The 19057-nt window shown below is 33.7% G+C and carries 20 protein-coding genes and 1 tRNA gene; 3 read left to right on the forward strand and 18 right to left on the reverse strand.

Going from position 1 to position 19057, the window contains the following annotated elements; all coding sequences use genetic code 11:
* From CVO_RS07560 to CVO_RS07595, 8 genes are read right to left on the reverse strand one after another with little or no spacing between them, the layout of a single operon-like run.
* Entirely contained in the window at nucleotides 1-714 is a 714-nt protein-coding gene (locus CVO_RS07560; RefSeq protein ID WP_152298788.1) for a zinc ribbon domain-containing protein, read from the reverse strand.
* Between the two features lie 36 nt (nucleotides 715-750).
* Nucleotides 751-1473 carry a Nif3-like dinuclear metal center hexameric protein gene (locus CVO_RS07565; RefSeq protein WP_159571296.1) on the reverse strand — a complete coding sequence of 241 codons (723 nt, stop codon included), beginning with the start codon at nucleotides 1471-1473 and terminating at the stop codon, nucleotides 751-753.
* Between the two features lie 8 nt (nucleotides 1474-1481).
* Entirely contained in the window at nucleotides 1482-2051 is a 570-nt protein-coding gene (locus CVO_RS07570) for a tetratricopeptide repeat protein (RefSeq protein WP_159571299.1), read from the reverse strand.
* An 11-nt stretch (nucleotides 2052-2062) separates the two neighbouring features.
* A complete protein-coding gene (gene pgp3 / locus CVO_RS07575) occupies nucleotides 2063-2929 on the reverse strand; it encodes a peptidoglycan metallopeptidase Pgp3 (protein WP_159571302.1) in 867 nt (288 codons plus the stop codon).
* Nucleotides 2929-3381: an SsrA-binding protein SmpB gene (gene smpB / locus CVO_RS07580; protein ID WP_159571304.1), complete on the reverse strand. Its 453-nt coding sequence runs from the start codon at nucleotides 3379-3381 to the stop codon at nucleotides 2929-2931. Before smpB ends, pgp3 begins: the two co-directional genes overlap by 1 nt.
* 3 nt (nucleotides 3382-3384) lie before the next feature.
* Nucleotides 3385-4176, reverse strand: a complete 792-nt coding sequence (locus tag CVO_RS07585) for a 4-(cytidine 5'-diphospho)-2-C-methyl-D-erythritol kinase (RefSeq protein WP_159571307.1) — start codon at nucleotides 4174-4176, stop codon at nucleotides 3385-3387.
* Between the two features lie 27 nt (nucleotides 4177-4203).
* Nucleotides 4204-5025, reverse strand: coding sequence for a tRNA pseudouridine(55) synthase TruB (truB, locus tag CVO_RS07590; protein ID WP_159571310.1), 822 nt, complete (start codon nucleotides 5023-5025; stop codon nucleotides 4204-4206).
* The gene (locus CVO_RS07595) at nucleotides 5022-7070 is read right to left on the reverse strand and encodes an ATP-dependent helicase (RefSeq protein ID WP_152298781.1); all 2049 of its coding nucleotides are present in this window, start codon (nucleotides 7068-7070) and stop codon (nucleotides 5022-5024) included. The genes truB and CVO_RS07595 overlap by 4 nt, the downstream gene beginning before the upstream one ends.
* A 128-nt stretch (nucleotides 7071-7198) precedes the next feature.
* Here CVO_RS07595 and CVO_RS07600 point away from each other — a divergent pair, with 128 nt between their 5' ends.
* Nucleotides 7199-8101 (forward strand): LysR family transcriptional regulator, encoded by a 903-nt coding sequence (locus CVO_RS07600; RefSeq protein ID WP_159571313.1) that lies wholly within the window; start codon nucleotides 7199-7201, stop codon nucleotides 8099-8101.
* 44 nt (nucleotides 8102-8145) lie between these two features.
* Here the strand turns inward: CVO_RS07600 and CVO_RS07605 are convergent, their stop codons facing one another.
* From CVO_RS07605 to cysK, 3 genes are read right to left on the reverse strand one after another with little or no spacing between them, the layout of a single operon-like run.
* Entirely contained in the window at nucleotides 8146-8604 is a 459-nt protein-coding gene (locus CVO_RS07605; RefSeq protein ID WP_152298779.1) for a hypothetical protein, read from the reverse strand.
* Nucleotides 8598-9197 (reverse strand): aminotransferase class IV family protein, encoded by a 600-nt coding sequence (locus CVO_RS07610; RefSeq protein WP_152298778.1) that lies wholly within the window; start codon nucleotides 9195-9197, stop codon nucleotides 8598-8600. Before CVO_RS07610 ends, CVO_RS07605 begins: the two co-directional genes overlap by 7 nt.
* Entirely contained in the window at nucleotides 9190-10113 is a 924-nt protein-coding gene (cysK, locus tag CVO_RS07615) for a cysteine synthase A (RefSeq protein ID WP_159571316.1), read from the reverse strand. Before cysK ends, CVO_RS07610 begins: the two co-directional genes overlap by 8 nt.
* A 69-nt stretch (nucleotides 10114-10182) precedes the next feature.
* Between cysK and CVO_RS07620 the strand changes: the two genes are divergently transcribed.
* Both CVO_RS07620 and CVO_RS07625 read left to right on the forward strand, forming a co-directional pair.
* Complete coding sequence (locus tag CVO_RS07620; RefSeq protein WP_159571319.1) at nucleotides 10183-10539, forward strand: cupin domain-containing protein; 357 nt, start codon at nucleotides 10183-10185, stop codon at nucleotides 10537-10539.
* On the forward strand, nucleotides 10511-11464 hold the full coding sequence (locus tag CVO_RS07625) for a phospholipase A (protein WP_241690955.1): 954 nt from the start codon (nucleotides 10511-10513) through the stop codon (nucleotides 11462-11464). Before CVO_RS07620 ends, CVO_RS07625 begins: the two co-directional genes overlap by 29 nt.
* A gap of 18 nt (nucleotides 11465-11482) precedes the next feature.
* On the opposite strand, the gene CVO_RS07630 is transcribed toward CVO_RS07625, so the two are convergent.
* The 7 genes from CVO_RS07630 to purD all read right to left on the reverse strand — a co-directional run bounded on the left by CVO_RS07630 (nucleotide 11483) and on the right by purD (nucleotide 18821).
* A tRNA-Leu gene (locus CVO_RS07630) sits at nucleotides 11483-11567 on the reverse strand.
* 54 nt (nucleotides 11568-11621) lie between these two features.
* Nucleotides 11622-11936, reverse strand: coding sequence for a F0F1 ATP synthase subunit C (locus CVO_RS07635; protein ID WP_137011867.1), 315 nt, complete (start codon nucleotides 11934-11936; stop codon nucleotides 11622-11624).
* A 173-nt stretch (nucleotides 11937-12109) separates the two neighbouring features.
* Nucleotides 12110-14275 (reverse strand): polyribonucleotide nucleotidyltransferase, encoded by a 2166-nt coding sequence (locus CVO_RS07640; protein WP_159571322.1) that lies wholly within the window; start codon nucleotides 14273-14275, stop codon nucleotides 12110-12112.
* Nucleotides 14265-14927, reverse strand: a complete 663-nt coding sequence (locus tag CVO_RS07645) for a phosphoribosyltransferase (RefSeq protein WP_188093936.1) — start codon at nucleotides 14925-14927, stop codon at nucleotides 14265-14267. Before CVO_RS07645 ends, CVO_RS07640 begins: the two co-directional genes overlap by 11 nt.
* Nucleotides 14928-14931: 4 nt before the next feature.
* Nucleotides 14932-17100 (reverse strand): LPS-assembly protein LptD, encoded by a 2169-nt coding sequence (locus CVO_RS07650; RefSeq protein ID WP_152298774.1) that lies wholly within the window; start codon nucleotides 17098-17100, stop codon nucleotides 14932-14934.
* Nucleotides 17093-17542, reverse strand: coding sequence for an RDD family protein (locus CVO_RS07655; RefSeq protein ID WP_152298773.1), 450 nt, complete (start codon nucleotides 17540-17542; stop codon nucleotides 17093-17095). Before CVO_RS07655 ends, CVO_RS07650 begins: the two co-directional genes overlap by 8 nt.
* Nucleotides 17543-17555: 13 nt before the next feature.
* Complete coding sequence (gene purD, locus CVO_RS07660) at nucleotides 17556-18821, reverse strand: phosphoribosylamine--glycine ligase (protein ID WP_159571325.1); 1266 nt, start codon at nucleotides 18819-18821, stop codon at nucleotides 17556-17558.
* Between the last annotated feature and the right edge of the window lie 236 nt (nucleotides 18822-19057).

The following is a 19057-nucleotide window of genomic DNA, read 5'->3' on the forward strand; positions in this document are numbered from 1 at the left end:
CTATTCTTTATCAGTTTCCATATAGAGAATACGGCCACAATGTGGACATGTTGTAATCTCTTCACCTTTAATTACATCTGCATAAATTTTATCATTAATCAACATATGACAACCCATACAAGCTTGATCTACAACAGGAACTACAGTTGTGTTTTTAGCCCATCTGCGAATTTTCTGATAAAACGCAAGACCTTTTTGGTTCATCTCTGAGATTAATTTCTCTTTTTTAATAAAAACTTCTTGACGAGATTGATTGATAACTTCTAGTTTTCCTTCAACTTCAGCTTTTATTGTTGCAAGACTAGATTCTAACTCTTCGAGAGATTTTTTTGCAGCTTCTACCTGCTCAGTTTTTGAAGCAATAACTCTCTCAAGTCTTTCAATCTCTTCGTTTGCAAAAGTTACCTGCTCTTTTGCAATCTCCTCTTCAAGTTGAAGAGATTTCATCTCTCGCTCAGTTTTAACTTCAGCACTTTTTCTAGAGTTGTCTTCTAATTTTTGAGAAAGTTCTTGCAGATGAAGTTCATTTTTTTTCTTTTTAACCTCTTCATCTTTGATCTCTTTTGTTAGGTTTTCAATATCCGAATCTATACTCTGTTTTTTTGCCTGTGCTGCTTCTAGCTTATAATTTGCTTCTTCTATCTGTGGTTCAAAAGCATCTATCTCTTTGTCTACTTGTGATAGGTCAATCAGCTGTTTTAGGTGTAAGTTCATTAATCTCCTTTTGGATTAAATAGTTGTACCGATTTCTTAAATGTAAGTAAAAGGGTTTTTAGATGATGAAATTATAGCTTCTAAACCTAAATTTTTCAAATGTTTAAGCAAAATCTCTGCAAAAAAGTGCTCACTTTCAAAATGTCCTATATCAATAAGCGACAAATTTATACTCTTTGCCTCCATCGCATCATGATATTTTATATCTCCAGTTAAAAAACAATCAGCCTCTATATATTTAATCAAAGAGCATCCCGAACCGGTTGTTAAAGCAACTTTTTTTACCCTCTGAGAACTTTTTACGCATTTTGCATATGGCAATGAAAATGCAGTAGCAATTTTTTGTGCAAAAACATCAAATTCTTCATCTATATCCAAATAAAGAACAAATCCATCTTTTTTTTCTATTTTATATCCTAAAATTTCAGTTGCAACATATTCGTTTAGATGTGTTTGATCAAAATTTGTGTGCATTGAGATATTTGAAATATTTTTTTGTATCATCTTGTGAATCAAATTTGCTGGATATTTATTAAATTCTAATTGTTTAAGCCCGCTAAAAATAAGAGGGTGATGTGTTATCAAAAGAGTATTTTCATCCATTGAATCTATAAGCATTTCATCAATATCTATACTTAATACTATTTTTTGTACATCTTGATTAAAATCCCCTATTATTAACCCTGAGTTATCCCATGATTCTTGAAGCTCAAAAGGTGATAAATTATCCAAAAATTCATATATCTTTGATATTTTCATTTCAACTCCTAACTAAGTTTTTGCAGCTCTTCTCGTGCTTCTTTAAATTCCGGATTTATCTCAAGTGCCTTTTTATACATCTCTTTTGCTTCATCTATATGTTTCATATCAACCAAAAGATTTCCATAATTATAGTATGTTATCGGATTTTTATCGTTGATATCCAAAGATGCACTCAAGTGCATTCTAGCTGATACGAACTCCTCTTTTGATCTATATACGCTTGCTATTGAGTTATGGATATACTCATTGTCTTTATCCATCTCAAGAGCCTCTTTATAGTAATTTAATGCTTCATCTTTTTTATCTAACTGTTGCAAAATATAACCTATTTTAAATAAAATATCGGAGTTTTGCGACTTTTTTGCATTTGCTTCTGTAAATAGCGTCAAAGCTTTTTGCAAATCACCACTTTCAAATGCCTCATCAGCCTTAATGATTAATGATTCTGGATCAAAAGAAGATGGTGGAGTATCTTCTCTTTTTGGTGCAGGATCTTGAAGAGTCTGTATATGTTCATAAACTTTAAATGCGAAAAATGCCGAAGCACCAAGCATAATAATTTGAAACAGTGTCATTTTATAATTCCTTAATTTTTTTGTGTAAATATATTTTTATTTATCAGCTCAATAAACTGAAGTGGATCAACCTGCTGGGAAGCAATCCTGATTCCAAAATGAAGATGCGGACCCGTCACTCTGCCACTGCTTCCGGAGAGACCAATTGTTTCTCCCTTTTTTACTATAGCTCCCTCTTTGACATCAAGTTTGCTCATGTGAAAGTAGCATGAGTATATACCTTGCCCATGGTCTATAACCACTGAACTTCCTGAGTAAAATCTATCTTTTGCTAGAACTACTTTTCCGCTGTTAGTCGCTATAAGAGGTGTGCCTTCACTAGCTCTAAAATCCACTCCTCCGTGATAACTCTTTAATGATCCATTATAAACTCTGGCTTTTCCAAAGTCACTTGTTATTTTACTCTCCATAGGAATAATAAATTCGGATGAGATATAGCTTTGGATAGTTGTTGTTTTATAGATCTGCATTGCTTCGGCATACTCTTTTGAAGCTCTTTTTTGATCCTCTTCGCTTAAAGTTACTTTTGAGCTGTCAACACTAAGCGTCTCCTTTTCATAGTTCGCATTCTCTACTTTAAAAAATAGAGTTTTGCTTCTCTCTTTGCCTTGCTCAACATAAAAAACTTCTATCTTTTTATCCGCGGGCTTTTCATAATAACCAATGGGAAGCAGTACATAAAATTTTTCGTCATCTAGAGGATTTTTAAAAATTTTATAACTCTTCTTATCTGTAACGACTCTTTTATATTCGATATTTTTCTCTTTTTTAAACTCTAAAAGAGCGGTTCTTCCGTTTGTAATCGTCTCGTCTGCCATTTCTATATTTATACCAAAAACAGCAGTTGCAAAAAAAAGATATAAAAAAAACAACCTCATCAATAATCTTTCATAGAGCGCTCAATATCACGCTTCATATCCTTCTCTTTTAGGTCGTTTCTTTTATCATGAAGCTGTTTTCCTTTTGCTATGGCAATTTGAATTTTTATAATATTTCTATCATTAAAATAGAGCTGCAGAGGAACAACCGTATAACCCTCTTTCTCTACCGCTTTTATCATTTTTGCTATCTGTTTTTTATGTAAAAGAAGCTTTCTGCTTCCTCTCTCTTCATGCGAATAGTAGTGATGTGTCGTCTCAAGCCTCCCTATATGAGCATTAAACAAAAATGCCTCACCATTTACAAAACGAATAAAACTGTCTTTTAGATTGACGCGTCCAGCTCGTATCGCTTTTATCTCGCTCCCTTTAAGAACTACACCTGCTTCAAATTTTTCCTCTAAAAAATAATCAAAATAGGCTTTTTTATTTTTTGCTACTGTTTCGCCCATTACTTACTGTTTCCTCTCTTTGACTCTAAAAAAACTGCTTCCGCTTCCACTAAAATAGTACCCATATTTATAATAACTTTTCAACTCTTTGTATTCTTGAAGTGCTGGTTTAAAAAGATCGTTTGCTTCATCTGCACTCATTTTTTTTAGTATATCCAATGATGGGGTTTTTTTCAACTTCTCTACTTCAAATCCATCTATCGGATTGTAAAAATTTTCTCTATAAGCTCTATAGACTCTGGGTGTACTTATCTCTATTTTAGGTGTGAAAATTTCAAAATCTAGCAACTCCTCTTTAAACTCTTCAACAACTTCACCTATCCCGCCAACATTTGCACTATCATACTCGTAAATAAAAAACGGAACATCAGCACCAACTTTTAAGCCTATAAGCGCTAGTTCATTCTGGCTAAGCCCAAGATCTAAAACTTCATTACACATTTTTAAAAAAGTAGCAGCATCACTGCTTCCGCCGCCAAGCCCCGCAAAAGCAGGAATATTTTTTTTCACTTCAACAGCATATTTATCCATTAAGTTTTTTAGTGATTTAGCCGGTGTCTCATCTAAACTATCCAAGAGTGCAATATATGCTTTATAAATAGTGTTTTGTTCTGTCTTACATGAAAACTCGCCTATAATTTTAAAAGCATCATCTCTGTTTTTGCTAACAAAAGAGAGCTCATCATAAAGAGAGCCGACTCTCATAAACCTTGATATGATTTCATGATAATTACTTCTAGCTCCGGTAATTTTTAAAAATATATTTACTTTTGCATAAGCTTTATATAGCTTCATCTATTTATCTCTTATTTTTTAGCAACATTAACATTCAATCCTGCCTAGTTCATAATTTACTTCTGTATCTTTTATATTTATAATCGAAATAAAACTGCCGCTCTCAAGCCAATAATAACCATCTTCTTGTATTTTTAAATCTTTTAATGCAAGGACTCTGCCATACTTTAAATTATCACTCTCTCCAAGATAAAAGTTTTGCTTTATATTTAAAGATTTTTTAATATCCAGAGGTTTTTCATTATTATACCTAAACTGTCCCTCACTTAATCTCTCCAAAGCACTAAGACTGCCAAATTTTACACCGAGTCTATTTGCAATTATCCGACCAAGTGAACGAATATATGTTCCCTCCGAAACAGTTGCTTCAAATGTTATAAATGGATGGCAATAATGCACAAGAACAATCTTGTAAATGGTTGAATGTATTTTATTGAGCGTAAACTCTTTGCCGGCGCGAGCTAAATCATAAGCTCTCTGGCCATCTATTCGTTTTGCACTAAAAATAGGCGGCTCATACTCAAGTTTACCTTCTAAAGATTTTAAAACCTTTAAAACCTCAGATTCATTAAACTTTTTTAATATATCAACCCGCTCTATCATCTCAGTATCTAAACTATCAGATTTTGCACCAAGCCAAAGAGTTGCTCTATATGTTTTTGGGGTTTTGTCTAAAAAACGAAACAGTTTTGTATAGCTTCCCATTCCTATTAAGAGAACTCCTTTTGCAAATGGATCAAGCGTTCCCGAAAAACCAGCTTTCTTTGTTTTATATTTTCTTTTTAATTTTGTTAAAAAAAAATTTGAACTTATGCCTGTAGGTTTGTATGCAACAAAAAGTCTATTCATAGTCTCTCAACAAAGGAGGCTAAGATATCTCTTTTTGTGCCTGCAAAGTTAATGTTTAGTTTAAATTCCCGCCCGGATTTACTTACTCCTATTACTCTTCCTGTCCCAAAGATTTTATGGCGTACCAAATCACCTTTTTTAAAAGCCGTGTTTTTCTCGACTATCAAAGAACCTTCACAAAGTCCCGCTTCATTAAAAAATCTGCTCTTTTGCAAATCGCTTCTTCGCCCCTTGTAAAATCTGCTATCTACATGAGAAAGGGTCAATGTCTCTTTTGCTCTTGTAAAAGAAACATAGCCAAGCCGTCTCTCCTCTTCAAGATCACTTCCATCACCCACAAGAGGCAAAAACCCCTCTTCTAACCCTATAATAAAAATATGGTCAAACTCCAAACCTTTGGAAGCATGAATACTCATCATATAAATACTCTCTCCCTCTACCTGATCCTGCTCACTTTGAAGTGTAAGCTCATTTAAAAACTCATCAAGCGAAGATTCTGGAGAATTTTTTACAAAATCTCTAAAGAGACCATAAAACTCATCCATATTTAAAACTCTTTCTACTTCGTCAGGCATACCTTTATAGATATCTTTAAGATGGAAAGTATCTTCTAAAATATCTATAAAGTTATAAGTAGATTCCGTCGCCTCTTTTGCTACACTTTGAATATCTTTTACAAATTTTTTAAGCGTTTTAGCGTTTTTCTTTTTAACCAAAGACTCTAAATCTGCGAGAGAAACTTTTGTGATATATTCAAATATTGAAATTTCATTCTTATGTGCAGCCAACTCTATTTTATCTACGCTTGCTTTTCCCAAGCCTCTTTTTGGCTTATTTACTATTCGTTTAAATGAAAAGTCATCATGAAAATTTGTAATAACTCTAATATAGCTTATAAGATCTTTTACCTCTGCTCTATCATAAAATCTCAGACCTCCGACAAGCTTATATGCAATACCGGCACGATTTAGCCCTTCCTCAATTGAACGGCTTAAGACATTGACGCGATACAGCACCGCTATATTTTGCGCTTTTACACCTGAATCTAAAAGCTTTGCAATCTTTGAAGCAATTTTTCTTGCCTCTTCATTCTCATCGGCAGAATTTAAAACAGTCACATCTTCACCGCTCCCGCGAGTGGGGATAAGTTTTTTGCCAAGTCTTGATCTATTGTGTTCTATTAGCGAATTTGCAACTTTAAGAATCGGCTCTTTTGAGCGATAATTCTCTTCAAGTTTAAAAATAGCAGTACCTTCAAAATCTTTATCAAACTCTATAATGTTTCTTATATGTGCACCGCGCCAGCCATAAATGCTTTGATCATCATCACCGACTACACATATATTTTTATGCACAGTGCAAAGTTTTTGTAAAAGTTTAAGCTGCAGTTCATTTGTATCTTGATACTCATCTATCATTATATAGCGATATTTTTCAGAAGTAGCTCGGGCAAGCTCCTCATTTTCATCTAAAAGTTTATATGTAAGTGCTATCAAATCATCAAAATCTACCAAATTATTTTCTAACAGATAATTTTCATACTCTTCATAAACTTTTGCTATCTGTTGATAATTAAATATTTCTGCCTGCTTATAAGCGTCATCCGGAGTTAGAAGCGAACTCTTATATCTTGATATTTCACTTGCAATAAGTGATGTTGGAATTTCACTGTTTATTTTTTTAATAATTCGTTTTTTATCATCGGTATCAATAACTACAAAATTATTTTCTCTTTTTAAAAGATGAATATTAAATTTTAAAAAAAGTAATCCAAATTTATGAAAAGTACACAATAGCGGTGGATAAGCTAGATTATCCATCATAGCAGAAGCACGCTCTCTCATCTCTTTGGCAGCTTTATTTGTAAATGTAAGTGTTAAAGTATTTGAAGCAGGAATTCCAATCCCTTTTATAAGATAAGCCAAACGAGAAACGACAGTAGTCGTTTTTCCGCTTCCTGCGCCGGCTAAAATCAACACAGGACCCTCTGTTTGCTTTACAGCACTTGCCTGCGAATCGTTTAATTTTTCAAATATTTTTTTCATACTTATGCCACTATTCATATTGATTTAAATTATTATAGCCAAAAAGAGGTAAATTATTACAAAACTATTGCATTAATTATAATAATGAGTTATAATTTTATCTATTATTTAAACTTATAGGAATTATTATGTTAAAAGATTTTGCAAAACTACAAACTTTTTTGATGGTCATAAAGGAAAAAAGTTTTTCTAAAGCATCGGCAAAACTTGGTATTTCACAACCTGCCGTTACACAGCAGATAAAATTTATAGAAGAGTATCTTGATACTAAAATAGTAGATAGAAAAAAGAATGGTATTTTACTAACAAAAGAGGGTGAAGATCTTTTTAGAATTGCAACTAGACTTGAAAAAACAATAGCAAGCTGTGAAAAAGAGCTTTTAAAAATAATACATAAAGATTTTACTTTTGTTATCGGCTCTTCAAATGCTATTGGAAATTATGTGTTACCAAACTATCTTGCTGAAATAAAAAAGAGAATAAACAACAATGTATATATGAATGTTGCAAAATCTTGCGAAGTTATAGATCAGCTTGAAGATAAAAAAATAGACCTAGCTCTTATTGAATCTCCAGTTTTTAGAAACGATATTATATATAGAGAGTGGGTTTTAGATGAGTTGGTTGTTTTTTCAAATCAACCTTTAAAAAAACACCTGACAGCTGAAGATTTAAATGGATTTGACTGGATATGCAGAGATGAAGCTTCTCATACAAGAAAATTAACAAGCGAAGTTCTTGACGAAATTGGTGTTCAATGCAACAATCTTAATGTACTTGGTGTCTTAGAAAGTCCAACAGCAATAAAAGAGTCTATTTTACATGCAGATCCTCATAGTGAAAGACCTATTGTATCTATTATGTCAAAACATGTTGTAGCTAGTGAAGTAGCTGAAGGCAGACTATTTGAAGCTAGAATTAAAAACTATAAAATGGAAAGAAATTTCTATATAGCATATTCAAAAGATAAGAAGCATGATGCTTTTATTGACAGTGTAGTTAATTATCTGCTCTCTTTAAATAAAGTATAAATTTCAATAAACTTGTAGAACAACTCTACAAGTTGCAACAAAATCTACTTTTTTATAAATTTTGAATTCTCAGGATTTGATAGAAAAGAGGCCATTGAACTTTCAACTCCTCCATTATCTATTTCTTTAACTTCTTTTTTCTCTTTTTTGTAGTTTGCCAAATTTATAAGCAGTGGAGTTTCATCAACAATTATCTGCATTATACTTAAAAGAGGAACACTAACGACACTGCCAAAGTTCTCCGCTCCAAAGCCTGCTTCAAAAACTAAACTGTTTTCAACAATGCTAGCCGTCTCAAATGTATATCCAGCTAAGAAGAAAAGTGTCATTTGTCTAAATTCTGCACTTATATCTTCAGGAAGAGGCGGATCAAAAGATATGCTCTCTATTTTACAAAGAATACCGAAGTTTTGATCTTTCTCAAATAAAAAAAATATTATATTTTCCATATTTTTTTGCATTATTTTTGCAAAATCATTATCATTTATCAAATTATCTAGCACAAAAAATCCTTTGTGTTTTTTGCAATTATATCAAAATTTATCATGGCATTCATAAGAGCTACTCTGCTGAAATTTTTCAAATCTTTTACATGTATCTCTTCTTCAAATATTTTGCTCTCTTTTAAAAGTCTCTCTCTAGTCGTACCCTTTAAGAGCGGTAATGCAGGCGTAATCCATCTTTTTGAATCAAAAAAAGCTATATTTGCTATCGTAGTATCGGTAATAAAAGAATTTTTTACTATCAAAACATCATCACACTCACCTCTTAACTCATACAAAGCATCTAACTCATCTCTGTATACAGATTTCAATGAATACTCAATCTTATCATTATAAACAAGTTTTAATGATTTTGTATCTCTTTTTTTGTATGGATGATATGTTACTTTTATCAAATGAGATGCTTGTGACAAGTCATATGTTAAACGGCATCTGTAAATTCCAATTTTTGGAGGGTTTAGATACTTCTGCAAATTTTGTGCATCTAAAATATCAAATTTTTTTAAAACGCTCTCATATCTCTTTTGATGAAAAGAGAGATTAAAAACTTCTCCATCAACTGCTTTAATTGTTTCTAAAAAAATTTTATTCATCAAAAAGTTCTGTACTTAGATACCTCTCGCCGGTATCGCAAAGAACAGTCAAAAGCGTTTTGCCTTTAAACTCCTCTCTTGAAGCAATCTGCATCGTCGCATATACATTTGCCCCCGCAGATATGCCCACAAGCAAGCCCTCATCTTTTGCAAGCATTTTTGCTGTTTTTATCGCATCTTCGTTACTCACTTTTATCACTTCGCCATAAACAGAAACATCCAGTGTGTCTGGAATAAATCCGGCTCCAATTCCTTGAATGGCATGCACTCCAGCGCACTCTCCAGAGAGAACTGCAGATGCTGCAGGTTCTACTGCAAATATTGCAATATGAGGTATCTCCTTTTTTAAAACCTTTCCGGTTCCACTCAGCGTTCCGCCTGTTCCAACAGCAGCAATAAATGCATCAAGTTTTTTATCTGTATCGCTCAAGATTTCTTTTGCAGTTGTCAACATATGAACTTCAGGGTTTGACGGATTTTTAAACTGCTGTAAAACTATTGAATTTGATATCTCTTTTTGAAGTTCATCTGCTTTAACAATTGCACCGCTCATACCTAAATGCGCAGGCGTTAAAATCAGCTTGGCTCCAAATGCTTTTAGCAGTTTTCTTCTCTCCAGACTCATCGACTCAGGCATAGTTAGAATCAGCTTTAAATTGAGTGCTGCACAGTTTGCCGCAAGCGCTATTCCAGTATTGCCGCTTGTAGGTTCAATTACAGTAGTCCCCTCTGTTATCTCTCCTGCTTCCATCGCTCGCTTTATCATGTTAAAACCTATTCTATCTTTTACCGAGCTTGTTGGATTCATAAATTCACATTTTGCAATTATATTAGCACCTGTAAGTTTAGACGGTTTATTTAATCTAACCAAAGGGGTGTTTCCTACAAGCTCTGTTATATTTTTTGCAATTTTCATAAATAATCTCCATATAAATCAAACACAATTTATGATATACTACCAAAAATATTATTATAGGAGGCTATAATGTACCTACACAAAGAGATCAATTCCATTGAGACGGTGCCTCAAAAAGCGGGAAAAGGTGTATCTATGAAGATGCTTTTATCTCCTGATGAATCGCCAAATTTTGCAATGAGAAACTTCATAATAGAAGCAGGTGGATATATGCCGCTTCACACAAATAGTGTTGAGCATGAACAATATGTGCTTTCAGGTCGTGCTTCTGTTCAGATAGAAGATGAAATTATAGAGGCTAAAGCAGGTGATATTTTGCTGATACCAGCAGGTGTTTCTCACAGTTATAAAACTCTTGGTGAAGAAGCATACAGCTTTTTATGTTTGGTTCCAAATAGTGAAGACTGTATTACTCTTATTAAATAAAACACTTTTTGTTACTTTGCTTTTTATAGCCGGCTCTTCTCTTATTGCTAATGAAATAAACAGCAACAAAGAAACCACGGATAGTGTAACAAGTGAAGATGAAGCAAAAAAACTTTTTCTTTTCCAACATCTTGATATGCCAAAAGATTCAGATGGAAGAGAGGCAATGGTAACAAAAATTTTTAGTAACTTTGGTTTGCTTCCATATGAAAAAAATTTTTTAATTCCTTTTGCATATACAACAAAAAATTATGAACAAAAAGACCCTATCGCCTACCCAGGCTATGAACAATTTGATAAAAATATTGAAGCAGAGTTTCAAATAAGTTTAAAAAAAGATATAAGCTACAATCTATTTGGTCTCAATGAGATAATAAGTTTGGGATACACGCAAGAGGTGTGGTGGCAATTTTATTCAGATTCAGCTCCCTTTCGTGAAACAAACTACAGACCTGAAGTATGGCTTACTTTACCTATTCAAGATAAAAAGTTCTCTGAATTTGGATTTAAAGCTGTTAAAATTGGCTTTTGGCATGAGTCAAATGGAATGGGAGCACCACTCTCTAGAGAGTGGAATCAAATCTATCTAGAGTCTTTTTTTTACAGCAGAAATCTTATGACAAGCCTTAGAGTATGGGTAGCAGATGCAGGAGACGACAATAAGGATATAACCTCTTATCTGGGATATGGACATTTAAAATTAAACTATTTTCTTAAAAAACATCAGTTTGACTTAACATGGCGCAACAATCTTCGTTTCAACGGTGAAAATCGAGGTTCTATTGAAGTAGAGTGGTCATACCCTACAGGAAATTCAAAAAACAACTTCTGGTATCTTAAACTGTTTAACGGATATGGAGCAAGTTTAGTAGATTATAATAATCATCAAAATAGAATTGGATTTGGATTTTTGTTTTCGCGTTGAGAAGTTTTATATTTTTTATGGTGCGATCGGAGAGATTTGAACTCTCACACCCGTAAGGCACTACCCCCTCAAGGTAGCGTGTCTACCGTTCCACCACGATCGCATAAAATAAAGAATATTGCCGGCAAAAGCCGACAAGAGGATACTTTTTGGTTGATTAACCTAAGTAAGGGTTTGCGTAAAGTGCGATTAGAGCAATTACAAGTGCATAGATAACTTGAGCTTCGATCATTGCAAGAGCGATGAACATTGTAGTCATAAGTTTAGCACCTAAACCTGGGTTTCTTGCAGTACCAGCGATTGTAGCAGCAGCAGTATGACCCATACCGATAGCTCCACCAAGAGCAGCAAGACCAAGACCAAGACCTGCAGCGATCATTGAGTACGCTTTAAGAGTTTGGTTAGCAACATCACCATCGGCAGCAAATGCAGCAGTAGCAAGAGCTAACATTAAAAATAGAACTTTTTTCATAGTTTCTCCATTAAAATTATTACAAACTTTTTCGGCTAGCGTAACCATACCCACAAAGATATAGCAACCCAAACATAAATGCAAGGATTTCCCTACTAAAATTTGATTTGCGATTATATAAAATTAGTTCTAAAAAAGAGTTTAAGTTTTATAAATTTTATATATTAAAACTATTACGCACGGCCTAAAGAAATTTTATTGCCTTTAAACTCCAAAATTTCTACATCTATTTCATCACCCTCTTTAAGAACATCACTAACTTTATCTACTCTTTGATCAGATATTTTTGAGATATGGATAAGTCCATCCGTTCCATCTGGAAGTTCTATAAATGCACCAAAATCAACTATTTTTTTAACAATACCTTTATATTTTTCGCCTACTTTATACTCAATTTTTGCAACTTTTGGAGCATTGACAATTCCTTCTATATGCTCTCTTGCAGCTTTTACACCGCTTTTGCTTTTGCCTGTTACTTTAACTTTTCCCACTTTTTTATCTATATCAATGGCAACTTCAAATTTCTCAATAATTTCACGAATTGTTTTCCCGGCTTGACCGATAATATCACCTATAAAACTTGGATGAATATGAAAAAAATCTGTACTTGGCAAAACTCCCTCATTAAACTCTATCTCTTTTTCAGCTTCTTGCATAATATCTATAATATGGCTTCTTCCCTCTTTTGCCTGGTAGAGTGCCTCTTTTAGGATATCTAAGCTTATACCGCCGAGTTTTATATCCATCTGCATAGCAGTTATTCCCTCTTTCGAACCTGTTACCTTAAAATCCATATCCCCGTCATGATCTTCAAGTCCCATAATATCTGATAAAATTGCATATTTATCACCATCGCTTACCATTCCCATTGCGATTCCGGCAATTGTATCACTTGTATCGATATCTGCTGCGCGAAGTGCCATATAGCCCCCGCAAACGGTTGCCATTGAAGAGGAACCATTTGATTCCAAAATCTCAGAAACCAATCTAATTGTCTGGCCATCAAGATCAACTATAGGCTCTAGCGCTCTTTTTGCTAAATTTCCATGTCCAAGCTCTCTTCTTTTTGTTCCCATTATAGGAGAAGCTTCACCTACGCTAAATCCGGGAAAGTTATAGTGAACCATAAAATTTTCATTTTGCGCACTTTCATCAGTCAAGGTTTCAAACATTTGCGCATCTTTTGCTCCTCCAATTGTAAGAACAACAAGCGCTTGAGTTTGTCCACGAGTAAAAAGACATGATGAGTGCGCACGAGGAAGCAGATTTGTACTAATGAATATTGGTCTAATCTCATTTAAAGCTCTGCCATCAGCGCGAACTCTTTCCTCAAGTATCTGAGCTCTTACCTGCTCTCTTTTTACTTTCTCAATCGCATCTTTTAGCTCTACCTCATCCCAATGCTCTTGCGTAATAATAATTTTTTTTCTAAGCGCTCTTAGAGCTGTTGAGCGTTCTGATTTTGCCATCTGATTCATTGCAGATTTTATATCCGAAAAATGATGTTTTCTTACATAATCCACCATCTCTTCATTGATTACATGTGCTTTGTACTCTATCTCCAATGTCTCTTTTTTGAACTCTTGGAATGAATCTTCATACTTAACATTATTTGCAAAAAGCAGCTTCTCTGCCTCTTCTAAAACACTTATTAGCTCATCTTCATTTACTGCATTTGATATATGTGTTGTTATGATAGGAGCGCTCATTGTCGGATCCATTAAAGGGTCTACTGATAAAGTACTATTTACTCTTTCTCCACCGATACTTCTCATCTCAATCATCAAAAGTTCATCTTTTGTTCCAGATAAGTAAAGGTCGAGTGTAGATTCATTAAGTTGAGAAAGCGTTGGATTAAGTATCAACTCTCCATCAATTTTTGCAGCTCTTACAGCAGAAACTGACTTGTTAATATCAATATCACTGACAAACAAAGCAGCCGATGCGGCATTTAACGCTAAAATTTGTAAATCTGCCTCTGCATCTACACTAAAAGTCATAATTGTAATTTGCGTAGGATGTCCAAAACCCTTAGGAAAAAGCGGGCGAAGTGAACGATCCACTATACGGGATGTTAAAGTTTCAAAATCACTTGGTTTTGTCTCACGCTTGAAAAATCCGCCTGGGATTTTACCTGCTGCATATGTTTTTTCAATATATTGAACTGTAAGAGGAAGAAAATCATCTTTTACTATTTCCGTCTCGTCTATTACAACCGTTGCAAGAATAACTGTATTACCGCTTTTTACCCATGCTGAACCATTTGCCTGTCTTGCAACTTCGGTAAAAGAGTACTCTTCACTTCTATTTTCTAAATCTATTTTAACATTATATTTCATTCTTTTCTCCTAGTATTTTTTCTATTCTATCTTCATCTATTTTCTCTAACTCTTCGTAATATAGTGATGTTTCAACATAATCATCTATACTGTAAAGAAAAAATACATCATCCGCAAACGGTTCTAAAGACGCTAAAACATCACTCGGTACAATCGGAACAGCTATATAAACTGCTTTGGGTTTCATCGACAAAATCATTTTAAGAGCAGTTAAAAACTTTAACCCTGTCTCACTTCCTTCATCAACCAACAAAACTATTTGTTTGTGCATTGATGCAAAAGGCCTACCCTTCCTGTATTGATACATATAACTCAATATCTTCTCTTCATGTTTTCTATGCGCCTCGCCGTAAATATAGTCATATTTGATCCCAAAAGCGGAGACAAGATTTTCGTTTATCACTATCTCTTCACTTTCGCAAACTCTGGCTATTTCACATTCACTATTATTTGGAGCCATAACTCCTTCTGAAAAAAGAAAATCAATACTGTTTTTATATTTTCCCCTTAAATAATAGGCAAGATCCAAACCGCCTCTTGAAACTGCAACTATTTTCCAGTTTTCTTCTTTAAGCTTTTGCATAGGTATAACATCATAAAGTCTTTTCGCCGCATCTTCTCTGTTTTTGAATATATTTTTATATCTCTTCATTATTTTAATTTGTCTCCGACTTATCAGGAAGTCTAAACATAAAACCTGATAATCCTCCATCAGGTTTCATGATTGGTTTAAGTCTAATTGTTACATAAATATATCTGTCATATACTGAATCAGACTCTCCATACTGGTTAAGAATCGGTCTGTTATTTTCAAGATATGTTAAACCAAAATCCCAACATCTTTTTTGATATAAAAAACCAACCTCAAAACTCTTTTTCTCACTTCTTTGCAAATCATAATCGAGTTTGAAATTATATGAATAGTGTTTATCGTATTTATACTTTAAACTTGATGTTATATAGCTGATTTCTGATTCTGGATCAGTTATATCAAATGAATTTTTATACATATGCGACAAACCAAGATTAAAACTGCTGTTTACATAAGATATTTTATTAAAATTTTTAGAAAAATCATTCTCATCATAATTATAAAACATATTATTGTAAAAATTTATATTATCGGTTATTTGATAATCTAGCTCATTTTCAAGCTCTTCTGCCCCGCCTTCAACATCCTCATAAGAGATGTTTTGTGAAAGCCTATGGTAAAAAACCTGTTTTCCGGAAATATCATAAAGATAGTGTGAAAAATAGAGTTGAAGATTTTCCTTAACATCTGATATATTGTAAAATTCACATATATCTTCCGTTCTGTTCTCTTTTATAGAACAGTAGTCTTTTTGCTCTTCATAATAGCCATCTTCAAATTCAGAACCCGCCAATTGATACTGTGCTCCAAAATCAATAGTGTGTGTTATCTCATCAAAAGCGCGAGTAAGCTGTGATGATGCTGTTATTAGATGATCATGTCTTGCAAAAAAGCCATTGTTATACTCATCTATTGACAAATCCTTTACATCACCCCTAAAATTTGTATGTTGTGCGTAAATATTTGATCCGTAGGATAGATGCATAAACTCATCAAAAAGAGATGTTTGAAGTGTCAAGGGAATATTTATATCTGTCTGAATAGCACTCTTTCCAACTTCTCTGTAATAATTATTGCTTTTTACATCTAAACTATATAAAAAATGATCTTTTAAAAGTGTATCAATATATCTATGATAATGAAGTGCCGGAAGATTTTGAAGAGTCTCTTCGTTTGTATCTAAATTTAAATCTTTATAGTATTTAAAATATGCTCCTATATAATTATCATTCATATTATAAAAAAGATTTATTTTTGAAAGCAGCTGAGTAGTCGTAGCATTTTCTGTTGTATCATTTGTAGAGAGATTAATATAATCAACATCATTCATATTGACTATATCCATATAAAGAGCTGACTGACCTTTAAAATTTGTACCGAACCACTGATTTATTACATCGCTGTTTTCATATAAAAAATTAAATCCATAATGCTTTTTATTTGCCAACTCATTTTCAAGAAAATACTCTTCCTTTTCTTTAAAATAGCCGGCAGTCAATGAACCTTTTGAAACTCTGCTGTCTACAAATCTAAATGTAGAATATAAGCCTGAACCTCGATTTGTTCTTATTTGAGGTTTTAATTCCAAATCCCACCAATTTTGCTCAGCTATAAAGAGCGCTTGTTCATAGTAGAAACCTTCTTTATCCGAATACCCGACCATAGGAGGCAAAACTCCTGTTCTTCTTGTTGTATCTAAAGAGTATCCAAAGTATGGCGTATAAAAAACGGGAATATCATATATGTAAATTCTGGCATTATATAAGTTTAGCCACATTGTTTCTGTATTGTAATCAGCTGATGAAAATTCCATTTTCCAAAAAGGATTGTTGGGATCACATCCACTTGTTATTCCTGATTTTATATCTACATTTGGCTCTTTTGAATAACTCTTAGCTCCGCTAAGCCAAACATTTGATTTATCTTCAAACATATAAAACGGCATAAATGTGCGCTCTTTGTTAGCTATATTTAATTTGGCATACTCTCCGAGCAGCTTAATATTTTCCCCCTGAGTTGCACGAATATTCTCAAACAGTTCTAGTTCTGAACTATTTCTATCATAAACAGCTCTTTGAGCACTTAAATAATAATCTTTATAGATAACGACAACTTCACCTTCAGCTTTTATAATATTATCTTTTGTATCTATAGTAGTTGCATACACTTCAACTTTATCACTACTTATTGCATATGCGGCAAATAATACTAAATATACAAATAATTTAAACATCTACAACCAAAGTTTTAGCAGTTTTATCATGCCATGTTTGTCTTGCAGGATCCATTGCTGCCCATAAAAATCCAAGGTAAAAAAGCATTTCGCTTAACACACGAACAATTGAACGATTAAGAGCAACTATAACATTTGGTTTTTGCATAGTAGAGATCTCTATCACTCTTATTTTCATAGCAATTTTACCTAAAGTAGCACCATACTGCATAACAAAAAAAGCTTGGTAAATTATTTTCATAGCCATATACTCAAAGACATAAGCATTTGTTATAAGAACCATCTCTTCCATTGTTTGAGCTTCAAAAAAAGAGTCACCCAGTGATATAATAAGTAAAAATGAGAGTAGCATCTCATCTATAAAAAAAGCCACAGCCCTTTTTCTAATATTTGATAAAGTCATTCCTTCACGATGAAGGATATCTTGAATCTCTTCGTTCACTTTGTTTCTTTTTTTACAAAGCTTGATAAGCTATGTCTGTTCGAAGTTTTTTACCTGCAAAATGAACTTGCCCGCATCTCAAGTATGCTCTGTCTCTTGCTTCTTTTATAGTGTCTCCCAAACCAACACAGATTAAAACCCTGCCGCCGTCGGCATAAAGCACGCCATCAACCATGCTTACACCGGCATAAGAGATGTGTGTATATTTTTCTATATCTTCATGATGCACATTGTCCACTATTATCTCTGCAGGTGTAGAGCTTGAGTATGGATAATTTGAACTTGCCATTACCACGCCTACTGCATATTGTTTTGAAAACTCTACTTTTATCTCACCGAGTCTGTTTGTAGCAGCTTTGTAAAACATATCGCTTACACTTGAAACCATAAGCGGCATAAGTATCTCACACTCAGGATCTCCAAAACGGACATTAAACTCCAGCGTAATCGGCTCGCCATTTACAACCATTATGCCGATAAAAAGAACTCCTTCAAAAGGTGCTCCCTCTTTTTTCATGCCATCAAGCGTCGGACGAATAATTCTATCTTTTACTTTTTGATAAAGCTCTTCATTAACAAGAGGAGTCGGAGCGTAAGCACCCATTCCGCCAGTATTTGGTCCCTCGTCATTATCTTTAAGTCTTTTATGATCCTGCGCAGCCGGAAGCAGAATATAATCATCTCCGTCACAAACTGCAAACATAGAGAGTTCATAACCGTCTAAGAACTCCTCAACAATGACTTTTTTTCCTGCATCGCCAAAACTCTTTCCGCTTAACATTTCAGAAATTGCAACTTTAGCCTCATTATGATTTTGCGCGATAATAACGCCTTTTCCTCCACATAGTCCATCTGCTTTGACCACAATAGGAGCACTTAGCGTATCTGCAAATCTAAAAGCATCCTCTATGGATGCCGTCTCAATATAGCGGGCTGTAGGAATGTTATACTTTGCCAAAAAGTTTTTCATATAAACTTTTGAACCCTCAAGCTGAGCAGCTTTTTTACTAGGTCCAAAAATAGTAAGACCATGCTCTTTAAAAATATCGACAACACCATCAACAAGCGGAGCCTCAGGTCCTACAATTGTTAAATCAATTCCATTGTTTTTAGCAAATTTGGCCAACTCATTATAATCTTTAATATCTACATTTGTTCCTAAAGAGTTTGTCGCACCATTTCCAGGCATAAAAAAAAGTTCATGCCCCTCTTTTTCTTTTGAAATTGCACGAGCAATTGAATACTCCCTGCCACCACTGCCTAAAATTAAAATTTTCATCAACACTCCATACATATCTTTACAAACAGTCTAATTAAGCTAATTATAGCACATTGTCTATTAATTGCAATATTTTAAAAAACTCAACTGTGTTTAGATAGATTATTGATAAAGAGAAGGTTTTGATAAAAAGATTTTATACTATCGTAGTAAAAATAGCCCAGATAGCCGTCTCGCATTTGGCTTGGTTCTAAAAGCCGAATTTGGGCGAAGAGAGAATCTCCTATCGGCGGCAT

The organism is Sulfurimonas sp. CVO (assembly GCF_009883775.1).
Lineage (GTDB): Bacteria > Campylobacterota > Campylobacteria > Campylobacterales > Sulfurimonadaceae > Sulfurimonas > Sulfurimonas xiamenensis.